At 66.3% G+C, this 14085-nt stretch carries 17 protein-coding genes and 1 tRNA gene; 5 read left to right on the forward strand and 13 right to left on the reverse strand.

Translation table 11 applies throughout. The features are described from left to right. Window positions 1–145 precede the first annotated feature (145 nt). The 5 genes from ACQ450_RS03075 to thiE form a co-directional block, all read right to left on the reverse strand. A complete protein-coding gene (locus tag ACQ450_RS03075) occupies window positions 146–967 on the reverse strand; it encodes an inositol monophosphatase family protein (RefSeq protein ID WP_188055065.1) in 822 nt (273 codons plus the stop codon). A 124-nt stretch (window positions 968–1091) separates the two neighbouring features. Beyond that, window positions 1092–1655, reverse strand: a complete 564-nt coding sequence (gene efp, locus ACQ450_RS03080) for an elongation factor P (RefSeq protein WP_188055066.1) — start codon at window positions 1653–1655, stop codon at window positions 1092–1094. Window positions 1656–1693: 38 nt separating this feature from the next. Continuing rightward, a complete protein-coding gene (locus ACQ450_RS03085) occupies window positions 1694–2383 on the reverse strand; it encodes a M23 family metallopeptidase (RefSeq protein WP_431470460.1) in 690 nt (229 codons plus the stop codon). Between the two features lie 4 nt (window positions 2384–2387). Further along, complete coding sequence (locus ACQ450_RS03090) at window positions 2388–3413, reverse strand: L,D-transpeptidase family protein (RefSeq protein ID WP_431470461.1); 1026 nt, start codon at window positions 3411–3413, stop codon at window positions 2388–2390. Between the two features lie 79 nt (window positions 3414–3492). Continuing rightward, the gene (thiE, locus tag ACQ450_RS03095; protein WP_431470462.1) at window positions 3493–4194 is read right to left on the reverse strand and encodes a thiamine phosphate synthase; all 702 of its coding nucleotides are present in this window, start codon (window positions 4192–4194) and stop codon (window positions 3493–3495) included. Window positions 4195–4204: 10 nt separating this feature from the next. On the opposite strand from thiE, the gene ACQ450_RS03100 reads away from it, so the two are divergent. After that, window positions 4205–4942, forward strand: coding sequence for a DUF72 domain-containing protein (locus ACQ450_RS03100; RefSeq protein WP_431470463.1), 738 nt, complete (start codon window positions 4205–4207; stop codon window positions 4940–4942). A gap of 3 nt (window positions 4943–4945) precedes the next feature. Here the strand turns inward: ACQ450_RS03100 and ACQ450_RS03105 are convergent, their stop codons facing one another. From ACQ450_RS03105 to tkt, 5 genes are read right to left on the reverse strand one after another with little or no spacing between them, the layout of a single operon-like run. Further along, window positions 4946–5839, reverse strand: a complete 894-nt coding sequence (locus ACQ450_RS03105) for a fructose bisphosphate aldolase (protein ID WP_431470464.1) — start codon at window positions 5837–5839, stop codon at window positions 4946–4948. A 35-nt stretch (window positions 5840–5874) separates the two neighbouring features. Next, window positions 5875–7068, reverse strand: coding sequence for a phosphoglycerate kinase (locus ACQ450_RS03110; protein WP_431470465.1), 1194 nt, complete (start codon window positions 7066–7068; stop codon window positions 5875–5877). After that, window positions 7065–7520, reverse strand: coding sequence for an MOSC domain-containing protein (locus ACQ450_RS03115; RefSeq protein WP_431470466.1), 456 nt, complete (start codon window positions 7518–7520; stop codon window positions 7065–7067). Before ACQ450_RS03115 ends, ACQ450_RS03110 begins: the two co-directional genes overlap by 4 nt. Window positions 7521–7534: 14 nt before the next feature. After that, on the reverse strand, window positions 7535–8542 hold the full coding sequence (gene gap, locus ACQ450_RS03120; RefSeq protein ID WP_188055072.1) for a type I glyceraldehyde-3-phosphate dehydrogenase: 1008 nt from the start codon (window positions 8540–8542) through the stop codon (window positions 7535–7537). A gap of 12 nt (window positions 8543–8554) precedes the next feature. Then, the gene (tkt, locus tag ACQ450_RS03125; RefSeq protein ID WP_431470467.1) at window positions 8555–10522 is read right to left on the reverse strand and encodes a transketolase; all 1968 of its coding nucleotides are present in this window, start codon (window positions 10520–10522) and stop codon (window positions 8555–8557) included. 167 nt (window positions 10523–10689) lie between these two features. On the opposite strand from tkt, the gene ACQ450_RS03130 reads away from it, so the two are divergent. The 4 genes from ACQ450_RS03130 (at window position 10690) to ACQ450_RS03145 (ending at window position 12168) form a co-directional block, all read left to right on the forward strand. Next, window positions 10690–10908: a hypothetical protein gene (locus tag ACQ450_RS03130; RefSeq protein WP_188055074.1), complete on the forward strand. Its 219-nt coding sequence runs from the start codon at window positions 10690–10692 to the stop codon at window positions 10906–10908. Beyond that, window positions 10908–11210 (forward strand): cell division protein ZapA, encoded by a 303-nt coding sequence (locus ACQ450_RS03135; RefSeq protein ID WP_188055075.1) that lies wholly within the window; start codon window positions 10908–10910, stop codon window positions 11208–11210. The genes ACQ450_RS03130 and ACQ450_RS03135 overlap by 1 nt, the downstream gene beginning before the upstream one ends. A gap of 200 nt (window positions 11211–11410) precedes the next feature. Next, window positions 11411–11950: a 5-formyltetrahydrofolate cyclo-ligase gene (locus ACQ450_RS03140; RefSeq protein ID WP_431470468.1), complete on the forward strand. Its 540-nt coding sequence runs from the start codon at window positions 11411–11413 to the stop codon at window positions 11948–11950. Then, complete coding sequence (locus ACQ450_RS03145) at window positions 11947–12168, forward strand: DUF2842 domain-containing protein (protein ID WP_431470469.1); 222 nt, start codon at window positions 11947–11949, stop codon at window positions 12166–12168. Before ACQ450_RS03140 ends, ACQ450_RS03145 begins: the two co-directional genes overlap by 4 nt. 46 nt (window positions 12169–12214) lie before the next feature. Here the strand turns inward: ACQ450_RS03145 and ACQ450_RS03150 are convergent, their stop codons facing one another. From ACQ450_RS03150 to ACQ450_RS03160, 3 genes are all read right to left on the reverse strand, one after another. Beyond that, window positions 12215–12577 carry a PRC-barrel domain-containing protein gene (locus tag ACQ450_RS03150; RefSeq protein WP_431470470.1) on the reverse strand — a complete coding sequence of 121 codons (363 nt, stop codon included), beginning with the start codon at window positions 12575–12577 and terminating at the stop codon, window positions 12215–12217. Between the two features lie 120 nt (window positions 12578–12697). Continuing rightward, window positions 12698–12774: transfer RNA gene (locus tag ACQ450_RS03155), tRNA-Asp, on the reverse strand. A 43-nt stretch (window positions 12775–12817) separates the two neighbouring features. Continuing rightward, the gene (locus ACQ450_RS03160) at window positions 12818–14038 is read right to left on the reverse strand and encodes an AI-2E family transporter (RefSeq protein ID WP_188056307.1); all 1221 of its coding nucleotides are present in this window, start codon (window positions 14036–14038) and stop codon (window positions 12818–12820) included. Window positions 14039–14085: the final 47 nt, after the last annotated feature.

Consider the following 14085-nt stretch of genomic DNA (forward strand, 5'->3'; position numbering starts at 1 on the left):
GGTATTCTCGCGGTTGCGGAATTTGAGTGGGCTTCTAGGCCGATGGCCGAGGGCTCGCAAGGGTTGGAACCCCTGAGAATCACTCGCAATAACCCCTCGGCAGGGCTCGTCCGCGCGAACGGCAAGGCTCCGAACGCGATCGCGCTCAGGCGGTGCGCAGGGCTCCGGCGACCAGCTTGTGCAGCTTGGAATGAAGCGCGTCGTTCGCGGCGAGATACTGGTTGCGCTGGAGCGCCAGGTCCTGCCCGCGATAGTCAGTGACGAAGCCGCCTGCTTCCTTCACCAGCAGCATGCCCGCCTGCACGTCCCAAGGCTTCAGATCGCTTTCCCAGAAGCCGTCGAACCGGCCCGCAGCCACCCAGGCGAGATCGAGCGCCGCCGATCCGAACCGCCGGATCCCGGCGACCTCGGGCGCGACCGCGCCGAAGATTCGACTCCACTCGGCGAAATTGCCATGGCCGAGGAACGGAATGCCGGTTGCGATCAGTGCCTCGTCGAGGTGGCGCCGCGCGGAAACGCGGAGCCGCTGGTCCTGAAGCCAGGCTCCCCGGCCTTTCTCGGCCCAGAAGCTCTCGTCGGTGATCGGCTGATAGATATAGCCGTGCGTCACTTCGGGCTTGCCCTGCGAACCGCGCGGATCTTCCACTGCGATCGACATGCAGAAGTGCGGGATGCCGTGGAGGAAGTTCGAAGTGCCGTCGAGCGGATCGATGATCCAGCGCGGCTTGTCCGGATCGCCTTCGATCTCGCCGCGCTCCTCGACGAGGAAGCCCCAATCGGGCCGCGCCTTGCGCAGTTCCTCGATCAGCGTGTCCTCTGCCCGGCGATCCGCCATCGACACGAAATCCGCAGGGCCTTTGCGGCTCACCTGGAGATGCTGGACTTCGTTGAAGTCGCGCCGCAGCCGCGGCCCCGCCTTGCGCGCAGCGCGCTCGATGACGGTGATGAGGCCGGAGTGACTTACCAAAACTGCTTCTCCCCTCCCGCGCGCGGGAATGCCCGAAGACATCGGGCCACCCGCTGACGGTGGTGTTCAGGGCGAGCGCCGGCTCGCCCGCGTTCTCCTCCCGCGTGCGGGAGGAGGAAATCGATCAATCCGCGCGGCGGACGTAGGTTTGCTCGTAGACGTCGACGACGATGCGGGTTCCCGAGGCGATATGTGGCGGAACCATCACGCGCACGCCATTGTCGAGCACGGCCGGCTTGTAGGACGAAGACGCCGTCTGGCCCTTCACCACCGCATCGGCCTCGACCACTTCGGCTTCGATCTGGTCGGGCAGCTGCACGCTGATCGGCTTTTCGTCGTACAGTTCCATCACCACGTCCATGCCGTCCTGCAGGAAAGCGGCGGCGTCGCCCAAAAGGTCGCGCGGCAGGCTGATCTGCTCGTACGTTTCCTTGTCCATGAACGTCAGCATGTCGCCTTCGGCGAACAGGAACTGGAAATCCTTGGTGTCGAGGCGGACGCGCTCGACCGTTTCGGCCGAACGGAAGCGGACGTTGTTCTTGCGGCCGTCGATGAGGTTCTTCATCTCGACCTGCATATAGGCACCGCCCTTGCCGGGCTGGGTATGCTGGATCTTCACTGCGCGCCAGATGCCGCCTTCATATTCGATGATGTTGCCGGGACGGATGTCCACGCCGCTGATCTTCATGGGTCTTGCCTGTGAGCTGGAAAGAGCGAGCGCGCGCTTTAGCCGCCGGCCGGCATGGCCGCAAGCAGAGGATAGGGATCGACCGGCGTGCCCTGATGCCAGCGCTCGCCGGGCTGCATGTGGGAAACGCCGAAGTGCAGGTGATGATTGCCCGGCGCCGCATTGCCGGTGTCTCCGACGAAGCCGAGCGGTTCGCCCGCGCGGACCCGCTGCCCCTCGGCAATCCCCGGGGCATAGCCGCCCAGATGCGCGTAGTAGAGCAGCCAGTTCCGGTCCGCGGAGCGGAGATAGAGCGTGATCCCGCCACCGCCTTCGCTCAGATAGAGCTTCTCGATAATGCCGTCCGTCGCGGCGACCACCGGCGTTCCGCTGGGCGCCATGACGTCGAGCCCGGTGTGCAGCCGCTCGCCGCCGTCGCGGGCATCGCCCCAGTTGCTGCGCAGATCGCCAACGTCGATTCCAGCCACCGGCACCTGCAGCGGCGGCGCGGCGGCGAGCAGCGGCGCCCTCTCCCCGACGATCCGACCGAGCGGCATGTCGGGAAGCGGTTCGAGCCTGCGCGACGCGGTCTCCACGATTTCCGGCTCCGTCTCCGGCAGCGGCGTCACCTGTGGCACCTGAGGCGACTTCTCCCGCGCCGATGGAGTCGTTTCGAAGCGTATCATCGAAACAAACCCCAGGCCGATGACGGCCGCGATCAGCAGAAGGGCCCAGCCGAAGCTTTTCATGGAATCACTCCTGGAACACCGCCGGCGTGCCGGGAGCGACCATCAGCGCGAGGCGCGCTGCATCCCAATTGGTGAGCCGGATACAGCCGTGGCTCTGGGCACGGCCGATCGTGGTGGGCTCGGCGGTGCCGTGGATGCCGTAATGCTCCTTGGAGAGATCGATCCACACGACACCGACGGGACCGTTCGGCCCCGGCGGCAGAGTGACTTTCGCCTCGCTGTCGCTCACGTCCCAGAACAGTTCGGGATTATAGTTGAAGGGCGGATTATACGCTTCGCCCACGATCTCCCAACGGCCGATCGGCAAGGGATCATGCTCGCTGCCCATCGTGGCGGTGAACTGTGCGACCAGGCGGTCGCTCTCGTCGAAGACGCGCAGCACGCCATCCGATTTGTCGACGACGATCCGCGCCGCTTCGGGTTGACTGGCATCGACGTTCAGATCGCTCAGCGTGTCGCGCCACTCCTGAGGAAGATTCGAGGGATAGTCGCGCGAGGTCGGAAGTGCGTTGGGGAACAGCACCGGCTCGCCGGGCGCGAGCCGCGTGTCGGGCGAGTTGAGTTCGAGCAGCACACGCGGCGTGGTGTGGAACATCTCGGCCAGCTTCTCCATCGGCGAGCGATAGCCCAGCCGGTCGAGCCGCGCCTGTTCCTCGGGCGATTCGGGCATGTTCGCGACATAGGGGCCGCTCAGCGCGCCCTCGGTAAGCGTCAGCCGCTTCACCGGCCGCACCGCGCGGAACGGCCGCAGCGCCCGGATCGTCGCACGATCGAGTTCGCCCGTTACTTCGATGCCCCGCGATTCCTGAAATCCCTCGAGCGCATTCACGAACGACATCCCCCGGCGCCCGTCGAGCACACCGGGGGAGTAGCCGAGGTGATCGAGGATCACCTGCGCGTGCAGAACGTCGAAATCGATCCGATCCGTGCGTTCGCGGAGCGTTTGCGCAGTGGGGGCGGTGTTTTGGGTGGCGCCAGGCACGGCCACGGCAAGAGTGCTCAGCGCAGCAAGAATCGCGATCGTCCGCACGGGTGGGAAGCTCCTCTGGCTCGTTCTCGAATGAAGAACGAGGCAGTGCGGCGCTGGTTTCCTGCGCGGAACGAACCGCTCAGCCCTCCATCAGCTTGGTGAAGGCGCGCACCGCAGCCGCCTCGTCGCCGCTCCACACGCCGCCACACACCGCCAGAAAATCGGCACCGGCAGCGATCAGCGGCGGAGCGTTCTCCGGAGTGATCCCGCCGATCGCCACGCACGGCAGCTCGAACAGCGCGGACCACCAGTTGAGGATCGACGGATCGGGCCGGTGCCGGACCTCCTTGGTAGTCGTCGGGAAGAAGCTCCCGAAGGCGACATAATCGGCGCCCGCCTCGCCCGCTTCCATCGCGAGGTGGCGGCTGTCGTGACAGGTCACGCCGATCTGCGCCGCCGGGCCGAGGATCGACCGCGCCTCGCGCGGGTCGCCATCCCCCTGCCCCAGATGCACGCCGTCGGCGCCCAAGCGCTTGGCGAGGCTCACGCTGTCGTTGACGATGAAGGCCACTTCCCTCTCGGCGCAGATCGCCTGCAGCGGCTCGGCGAGCCGCGCCGCCTGGTGCTGGTCGCTTCCCTTCACGCGAAACTGGAACGCCGCCACCGGGCCGGCATCGAGCGCGCGCGCGAGGCGCTCGGGAAAGCTGCCGCCGACGTCGAGCGGCGAGATCAGATAGAGCTGGCACGGCGCGCGCCCGTCATCGCGCCGAAAATGGTCCGCGAACCCCTCCAGTGCGTTCGGATCGAACAGCGTGTCATCGTCTGCGGGATCAACCGTCATGCAAAACTCCGTGTCCAGCGCCGTCCGCGTCGGCTGCTCGGGCTGGATGTATCGTCACTGGCGCGGCGCCTTCTACCCCGAGGAGCTGCCGGTCAAGCGGTGGTTCGACTTCTATGCCGAGCAGTTCGACACGGTCGAGATCAACAACAGCTTCTATCGCCTGCCCCGGCCGGAGGTGTTCGCCCAGTGGCGTGCGCAGGCGCCCGCCGGCTTTCGCTTCGCGGTCAAGGCGAACCGCTATCTCACCCAGGCCAAGAGGCTGAAGGATCCCGAGGAGCCGATCGCGCGGATGACCACCGCGGTGGCGCCGCTCGCCGAGACGCTCGGACCGATTCTCTACCAGCTGCCGCCGCACATGCCGGTGGACCTGCCCCGGCTCGAGCAGTTTCTCAGGCAGTTGCCCGGAAACACGGCGCATGTGCTCGAATTCCGGCACAAGAGCTGGTTCACCGACTCGGTGCTGGCGCTGCTCGAGCGTTTCGGCGCTTCGTTCTGCGCGCACGACATGCCGCAATCGGAAAGTCCCCGCTGGGCTGCCGGGCCGGTCGCCTATGTCCGCTTCCACGGCGGCACGGGCAAATACAGCGGTCGGTATCCGGACGAACGGCTGCTCGACTGGGCTGACTGGATGGCGACCCAGCGCCGCGCCGGGCGCAGCGTCTGGGCCTACTTCAACAACGATGCCGAAGCAGATGCCGTGCAGGATGCGCTCACCCTGAAGGCGATGCTCCGTCAGGCATCGGCCTGACCATCAGACCTTTTGGGTCGACGCGGTGTAGATCTCGTCGATCGCCTCGCCGAGCGCCTTGTCGAACTCGGCATCGCTCATCTGCGCGCGAAGCTCCTCGAGCAGAGCGCGGCTGAAGCTCGCGATCATGCCGCGATTCTTCGCCAGTTCGGCGCATGCCTCGGACCGGCTGTAGCCGCCCGACAACGCCACCACGCGCAGCACGCGCGGATGATCGACGAGCGGATCATACAGACCCGCGTTCGCGGGCAGCGACAGCTTGAGCATCACCTGATCGTCGCCCGGCATCGAATCGAGATTCTTCATAATCTCGTCACGCAGAATTGCGTCGGCCTCGGCGCGTTCGGGGCTCTTGATGCTCACTTCGGGCTCCAGGATCGGCATCAGACCGGCGGCGAGCACCTGACGGCCCACTTCGAACTGCTGCTTCACGATCGCGGCGATCCCCTCGGCATTGGCGAGGTTAACCACCGACCGCTCCTTGGTGCCGAACACGCCCAGCCCCTTGGCGCGGGCGAGCAGCGCATCCAGCTCGGGCATCGGCTTCATCATCTGGACGCCGTTGGCTTCGGCTTCGAGGCCCTTGTCGATCTTGATGAAGGGAACGATGCCCTTGTCGATCAGCGCGGACGGCGTCGGCTTGCCCTCGACGCTTCCGTCCATCGTCTTCTCGAACAGGATCGCACCGATCACCTTGTCACCGGTAAAGGCGGGCGAGCTGATGATGCGGCTGCGCATCTTGTGGATCAACGCGAACATCTCGTCGTCGCCGGAATATTCGCTTTCCTCGATCCCATAGCCGCGCAGCGCCTTCGGGGTCGAGCCGCCGCTCTGGTCGAGCGCCGCGATAAAGCCGTCGCCCTTTGCGATCTTCTGTTTCATTGCGTCGTAGTTCATCGGTTCCTCGCCTGTTCCGTATTGAATGCTGCGCTTCAGCGCGTGAGCGCCGCGACGCCGGGCAGTTCCTTGCCTTCCATCCATTCGAGGAAGGCACCGCCGGCAGTCGACACGAAGCTGAAATCGTCCGCCACGCCGGCCTGGTTGAGCGCCGCCACCGTGTCGCCTCCGCCGGCCACCGAGACGAGCGTCCCTTCCTTGGTCAGTGCCGCTGCGGTCTTGGCCAGGGCCACGGTCGCGGCGTCGAACGGCGGCGTCTCGAACGCGCCGAGCGGCCCGTTCCACACGAGCGTGCGGCACGTCTTCAGCACGTCCGCCAGCGCCTCGGTCGCGGCCGGGCCGACGTCGAGGATCATCTCGTCCGCGGCCACCTCGTGCACGTTGCAGGTGCGCAGCGATTGCGGGTTGGCGGCGAATTCCTTCGCGACCACCACGTCATAGGGCAGGTGCACCGTGCATCCCGCCTTGTCCGCGGCATCGAGGATCGCTTCGGCGGTCCCGGTCAGGTCATGTTCGCACAGCGACTTGCCGACATCCACGCCCCGCGCGGCGAGGAATGTGTTCGCCATCCCGCCGCCGATGATGAGGTGATCGACCTTGACGACGAGATGCTCGAGCACGTCCAGCTTGGTCGAGACCTTGGCCCCGCCGACCACGGCCGCGACCGGATGCTCGGGATTGCCGAGCGCCTTGTCGAGCGCATCCAGCTCGGCTTCCATCTGCCGTCCGGCGAAGGCGGGAAGCACATGCGCCAGCCCCTCGGTCGACGCATGGGCGCGATGCGCAGCCGAAAAGGCGTCGTTGACATACAGGTCGCCGAGCGCTGCGAGCCGCTCGACCGTCTGGGTCGCATTCTTCTCCTCGCCCGGATCGAAGCGCGTATTCTCGAGTATGCCGATCTGCCCCGGTTCCATCGTTGCGATCACGTCCGCCGCGCCCTGATCGTCGATGAACCGAACCTCTCGGCCGAGCAGCACCGTATAGGGCCGCGTGAGCAGCGCGAGCGACAGTTCCGGCTGCCGCACGCCCTTTGGCCGACCGAAATGCGCGAGCAGAACGACGATCGCACCGCGATCGGCCAGTTCGGTCACGGTGGGAACCGTGGCGCGCAGGCGCGTGTCGTCGGTGACCTCGCCGTCCGCCATCGGGACGTTCAGATCCTCGCGCACCAGCACGCGCTTGCCCGCGATATCTCCCATGTTGTCGAGTGTTTTGAAACTGCGGGTCATTCTTCGATCCTGATTGAGTCGCCGATGCGGATCGTGCCGCCGACGATCACCTTCGCCAGCGCGCCGCCGCGCCAGTCGGGGGTCAGCGCCGCCTGCAGCCCGGGGACGATTTCCTCCATCCGGCTGCAAGGATCGCATTCCTGGGTGACTTCGAGCACGACGTCCGCGCCGAGGCGCAGACGCGTGCCTCCGCCCTGCGGCAAATCGAAATCCGCAACCAGCAGATTGGCGCGGCGATGCCACCACGGCAGCGAATGGCCGGTTTCCGCCATCGCCTTGTCCCAGTCGCCGGCCTCGATCAGCGAGACCTGGCGTCGCCCCTTGCCGCCCGGGCGAACGACTCCGCGAAAATCGCCATCAAGCCCGCCGTCGACCGTCACCTCGACCGACTCGATCAGTTCGATCGGACCGCGGGGACGATCGTGGCGGGCGATGCCGGCGAGCTGGGACACGCTGCGGCCTTCCGTCAGCCCAGCTTGGCCATCGCGGCGGCGGTGTCGACCATGCGGTTCGAGAAGCCCCATTCATTGTCGTACCAGCTGACGACGCGAACGAGCTTGCCGTCGATCACTGCGGTTTCGAGGCTGTCGACCGTCGAGCTGTACGGCGTGTGGACGATATCGATCGAGACGAGCGGCTCGTCGGTATAGTGCAGCACGCCCTTCAGAGGCCCGCTCTCCGCCGCTTCCTTCAGCAGCTTGTTGACTTCTTCCTTGGTCGTGTCGCGCTTCGGCGTGAAAGTGAGGTCGACCAGGCTACCATCGGGAACGGGCACGCGAACGGCCGATCCGTCGAGCTTGCCCTTCAGCTCGGGCAGAACCTCGCCCACCGCGCGCGCCGCGCCGGTGGTGGTCGGGATCATCGACATCGCGGCGGCACGTGCGCGGCGCAGGTCGTCGTGGATCTGATCGAGGATCTTCTGATCGTTCGTATAGGCGTGGATCGTCGTCATCAGACCGCGCTCGATGCCGATCGCATCGTTCAGCACCTTGGCGACGGGCGCCAGGCAGTTGGTGGTGCACGATGCGTTCGAAACGATCTTGTGCTCCGCGGTCAGCTTGTCGTGATTGACGCCATAGACGACGGTGAGATCGACTTCCTTGCCCGGCGCCGAGATCAGAACCTTCTTCGCACCGGCGTCGATATGCTTCTGCGCATCGGCGCGCTTGGTGAAGAAGCCCGTGCATTCGAGCACCAGATCGACGCCGTTCTTGCCGTGCGGCAGGTTCGCGGGATCGCGCTCGGCGGTCACCGTGATGCGCTTGCCGTCGATCACGAGGTCGTTGCCTTCGGCACTCACCTCACCCGGATATTTCCCGTGAACGCTGTCGCGCGAGAACAGCCACGCATTGGACTTGGCATCGGCGAGATCGTTGATCGTGACGAGCTCCAGCCCGCAATCGGGGCGCTCCAGGATCGCACGCGCCACCAGGCGCCCGATCCGCCCGAACCCGTTGATTGCAACCTTCGTCATCGTCCCTGTCTCCTAGGCTTTGAGTCGTTCGAGGATCTGCGGCACGATCGCCGCGGCCGTTAGGCCGAAATGTTCAAAGAGCCGCAGCGCGGGCCCGGAGGCACCGAAGCGGTCGAGCCCGAACCGCAGCCCCTCGCTCCCGGTGTAGCGCTCCCAGCCCATTGTCGTTCCCGCTTCGATCGAAACCCGCAGGACGCCGGGCGGCAGGACATCGTCGCGGTAGCTCTGCGGCTGCGCGTCGAATCGCTCCCAGCAGGGCATCGAGACGACATCGGCACCGATGCCTTGGGCTTCGAGCATGTCGCGCGCCTGCACCGCCGTTTCGACCTCGGAACCCGAGGCGATCAGCACCACCTGTCGCCCGGTTTCAGCCGAGCGCAGCCGATAGGCGCCCCGGGCGCAGCGGTTCTCCGCCGCCTCGGTGCGAAGCTGGGGCAGGTTCTGCCGCGACAGCGCGAGCAGCGAGGGCCCGTCCTTGCGCTCGAGCGCCAGCGCCCAGCACTCGGCGGTCTCCACCGTGTCGCACGGACGGTAGACATCGAGATTGGGGATGAGGCGCAAGCTCATCAGATGTTCGATCGGCTGGTGCGTCGGACCGTCTTCGCCGAGCCCGATCGAATCATGCGTCATCACATAGGCGACACGCGCATGCTGGAGCGCCGAAAGCCGAATCGCGGGCCGCGCGTAATCGGAGAAGACGAGGAAAGTGCCGCCATAGGGAATGACGCCGCCGTGCAGCGCCATGCCGTTCATCGCGGCGGCCATGCCGAACTCGCGAATGCCATAATAGAGATAACGGCCGGAATAATCCTCGGCGGTCAGTGGCTGCAGCGCCTTGGTCTTGGTGTTGTTCGATCCGGTGAGGTCCGCAGAACCGCCGATTGTCTCGGGCACCCCGGCGTTGATCGCTTCGAGCGCCATTTCGGAAGCCTTTCGTGTGGCGACCTTCTTCGGCTCGGCGAGCAGCCCGGCGACATAATCGTCCAGGCTGAAATCGGCCGGCAGGTCGCCTGCCATCCGGCGCGCGAATTCGGCACGATCCGAATGAGTCGCGAGCCGCTCCTTCCACCCGGCATGCGGTTCGGCAGCGCGCTGGCCTGTTGCCAGCCAGGCCTCGCGAACCCGATCGGGGATCTCGAACGCGGGATAAGGCCACCCCAGAGCCTCGCGGGCGCAGGCGATCTCCTCGGCGCCGAGCGGCGAACCATGCGAGCCCGACGTGCCCGCCTTGGTCGGCGCGCCCTTGCCGATCACCGTGCGGCAGCGAACGAGCGATGGCCGATCGTCGGCGCGTGCGGCTTCGAGTGCGCTGGCGATGCTGGCTTCGTCATGCCCGTCGCATTCGACGACATGCCAGCCGGTGGCGGCATAGCGGGCGGGAATGTCCTCGCTGGTCGACAGGTGCGTCGGCCCGTCGATCGTGATGTTGTTGTCGTCCCACAGCACGATCAGCCGGCCGAGCTTCAAATGGCCGGCCAGCCCGATCGCCTCATGATTGATGCCTTCCATCAGGCAGCCGTCGCCGGCGATCACCCAAGTGCGGTGATCGACGAGCGCGTCGCCGAACGCTGCGTTCAGATGCCGCTCGGCGATCGCCATGCCGACGGCCATGGCAACGCCCTGCCCCAGCGGCCCCGTCGTGCACTCGACACCGGCAAGCTCGAAATTTTCGGGATGCCCGGCGCAGGGGCTGCCGACCTGACGGAAGTTGCGAATGTCGTCGAGAGTCGGTCGCGCATAGCCGGAGAGATACAGCAACGCGTAGAGCAGCATCGAGCCATGCCCCGCCGACAGGACGAACCGGTCACGGTCGGCCCAATGCGGGTCTGCGGGATCGAACTTCAGGAACCGCTCGAAGAGGACCGTGGCGACGTCCGCCATGCCCATCGGCATCCCGGGGTGCCCCGAGTTCGCTGCCTCGACGGCGTCCATCGCAAGCGCGCGAATCGCGTTGGCTCGGTCGGCGAAGGAAACGGTCATCGAACTCCCTTGAAGCGGTCTGGCACCCACCGGAGGCCTCCGGGCGACTGCCGTTTAACGGATCGGAACAGGCCTTTGGAACCCGCGCGCGCGCCCGTCAACCGGCGGGGAGGTCCATTGGACGCGAGGGGGCTTGCCGCGCGCTATCGCCATGCTATCGCGACCCGATGGCGGAACCGCCCTCTCCCTCCCAAGTCTCCCCCGCGGTCGATCGCATCGAACGCGCGGTCGCGCGGATCGAAGCCGCCGCGGCGAGCCGCGCCTTCGCAGCGGAGCGGCTGGCGCGACGCCACGATGCGCTCCGCAGCCGGATCGAGGAAGCGATCGCGTCGCTCGACGCGCTGATCGCGCGCGAGAACGGCACCAGCGGCGGCGAAGCCGACTGATGGCCGAAGTCCAGGTCAGCATCGCCGGTCGCAGCTACACCGTCTCCTGCCGGGACGGCGAGGAACCCCATCTGCGACAGCTGGAGGAAGTGCTCGCCCGCCACGCGCCGACCGCGCAGCGCGCCTCCGGAGGACTCAGCGGCGAACGGACCCTGCTCTATCTCGCGCTCATTCTCGCCGACCTGATCGACGAGGCCGAGCGCAATCCGCCCGGGGGCGTTTCGCCGGTGCTGCTCGACCGCGTCGCCGATCGGCTCGAAGCCGTTGCCGCGGCACTTGAGGAGGACGCCCCGGCATCCTAGATTGGGTACGGCGGGTACTGCCCGGTGCGAGCTTTAGCGATTATCCCTGAGGCGATAGAACCATCCATGGGAGCTGTCCCTGCCCGGATCCTGGTCCGACGTACACGGCGCCCACCTGACGTTACTGGCGTCAGAGGATATTCAAGCAACCGGCCAGGGTGGTCCCGCCACCCGTGACACCACGCGACGCCAAACACGCGATGCGCAAGCGACTGCGCGCGCTGCGACGCGATTTCGTGCTTGCGGGCGGAGTGCCGCCGATCGAATTTCCCGAGCTGCTCGAACGGCACGTCGCTCCGGCTACGATCGTCGCGAGCTACCTGCCGACCCGCTTCGAAGCCGAGCCACGGAAGATCGCGGAGCATGCCCGCGCGCTCGGTGCCAGCCTGGCCCTTCCCCATGTCGACTCACTGGCCGAGCCGATGCGGTTTCTCGCCTGGGCGCCGGGCGATCCGCTCGAGCCCAATGCGTTCGGAATCGAGCAACCGGCGAGTACGGCCGAGGAATGCGTTCCGGACATCATCCTTGCGCCGCTCCTCGGTTTCGACGATGCGCTGCACCGGCTGGGACAGGGCGGCGGATTCTACGACCGCGCCTTCGCCCGGTTCGACCGCGCGCTGCGCATTGGAATCGCCTGGTCGATCCAGCAACTACCCGACGTCCCGCGAGAAGCGTGGGACATGCCGCTCCATGCGGTCATCACCGAGCGGGGTCTCTTCGGCAGGAATTCGATAGCATGAGCACGGAAGTCGAACCGAACTGGCGCAAGCCCGTGGGAATGCTCGCAGTGCTGCTGCTCATCTTCGCGTGGGTCGTGATCGTGGCGAGCTTCTCGGCGGAGATCGGCGCGCTGCCGTGGCCGCTGCAGATGCTGCTCTATGTGGTGCTGGGGATCGCCTGGATCTTCCCGGCAGCGCCTGTCCTGCGCTGGATGGAGACCGGCCGCTTCCGGCGGTGAAGCGCGGGCCGGAGGCGCATGCCCCCGGCCACAGGCGCCTTACAGATTACAGATAGGTATAGCCGTAATAGGTGTAGACGCGCTCGCCATAGTCGCGATCGTAGGTCGGCTCGTCGCCGCCGCGCTCGTAGTTCGGGGCGCCTTCAAGCTGCTCCTTGGTGACGTTCACGACATAGCCGTTCTTGTCGGTGTCATAGGTGAGCGCCTGCCACGGCAACGGGTAATGCCGGTCGCCGATTCCGAACAGGCCGCCGAACGACATCACGGCATATTCCGCCTGTCCCGATTTCTTGTCGACCATGAAGCGCTCGACCGTGCCGAGCCGGTCGCCTTCGGGATTGTAGACGGCGGTGCCCTCTACCTTGTCGGACGCGATGATGCGGTTGGTTTCGCGGGTGTCCACATCCATGGAAAACCTCCTACTCCGATACACGGCGCCGCGAGAATCGCAACGCTGCGACCAGAACGCGCGAGCACGCGACAGGTCCTGCGAGAACAGCAAAAAATAGGAGGGAACATTCGCCGAAAATGGCGCGAGTGACGGGGCTCGAACCCGCGACCTCCGGCGTGACAGGCCGGCGCTCTAACCAACTGAGCTACACCCGCGTTCTTGCGAGAGCGCGGCTGTTAGGGGACGTCCGGAGGGCTGTCAACCCGATTGGTCGTCGCCTCCCGGCGGCCGGCTGCGCGCTGCCTTCCGATCCGCCACCAGCGTGCCGTGTTCGAACAGGAAACCGGCGATATCCGGCTTCCCCGAGGCATCGAGCACGGTCTGGATGATGATGAGGAGCGGCACCGCGAGAAGCGCGCCGGGCGTTCCCCACACCCAGCCCCAGAAGCTGAGCGAGATGAGAATCATGATCGGACTGATCGTGAGACGATGCCCCACCACGAGCGGAGTGATGAGATTCGCCTCGATCAGATGCGCGCCGATCACGATCACAGCCGGCAGCAGCGCCAGCCACATGTCGGAAAAGGTCATCAGCCCGCCCACGGCGAGCAGCAGCGCCGCCAGCACGGGACCGAAATAGGGAATATAGTTGAGCAGCGCCGTGATGCCGCCCCACATCAGCGGCGTGGGCATTCCGATCAGCGCCAGCGCGCCCGCCACGACCAGCCCCAGCGTCAGATTGATGAGCGTGATCGTGCCCAGATAGGCCGAGGTGTCGTCGACGACGTCCTGAATCACCCGCGCCGTCGCCATCGCGCCGCCGAAGCTCGTCCGGCTGGTGATCGCGCGGCGCCGCAGCCGGGTCCAGCCGGAGAGAAAGAAATAGATCAGCAGCACGGCGAAGAACATCTGCACCAGCGCATGCGGAGCCGATGTGGTGAACAGATCGAGCAACGACCGCGGCGGAGGCCCCGCGACAGCCTCCGGCTGCTGAACGATCGGGCCGGAGGCGAACTTGCGCAGCGTCTCGTCGACGAATCGCTGCAGCGTCGAATAGAGTTCGATCACCGGCGCGAGATTTGCCTGGATCTGCCCCACCCGATCGGGCAGCAGGCGGAGCCACTGCCACGCCGGCACCACGATCAGCGCCAGCGCGACATTGGCGGCGATCAGAAACATCAGCACGCACATCAGCGCCGCCAGCGGCCCGGGAATCCTATGATGCTCGAGCCATTCGAGCAGTGGGACGAGTGCGATCGCCACGACCAGCGCCGCCGTGAGCGGAAGGAAGAATTCGGCGCCGGCACGCAACGCGAAGGGTGTGGCGAGCAGCAGGCCGATGCCGGCCATCAGCGTGAGCCCCGCGAGCAGCCGATCACGGCGAAGTTCGATGCTGCCCTCGGCAGGCGCTGCGGGCGCGGGAAGCGGATCCGGCGGGCGCGAAGCGGGCGGCGGAGCCGACGGTCCCTCGCCAATCATTTCTTCCGCTTTCTGGTCGAGATCCCCGTGCACGCGCGTCCCCTGTT

Origin of the sequence: Sphingosinithalassobacter sp. LHW66-3 (genome assembly GCF_050703275.1) — a bacterium.
In the GTDB taxonomy this organism is placed as follows: Bacteria; Pseudomonadota; Alphaproteobacteria; order Sphingomonadales; family Sphingomonadaceae; genus Sphingomonas.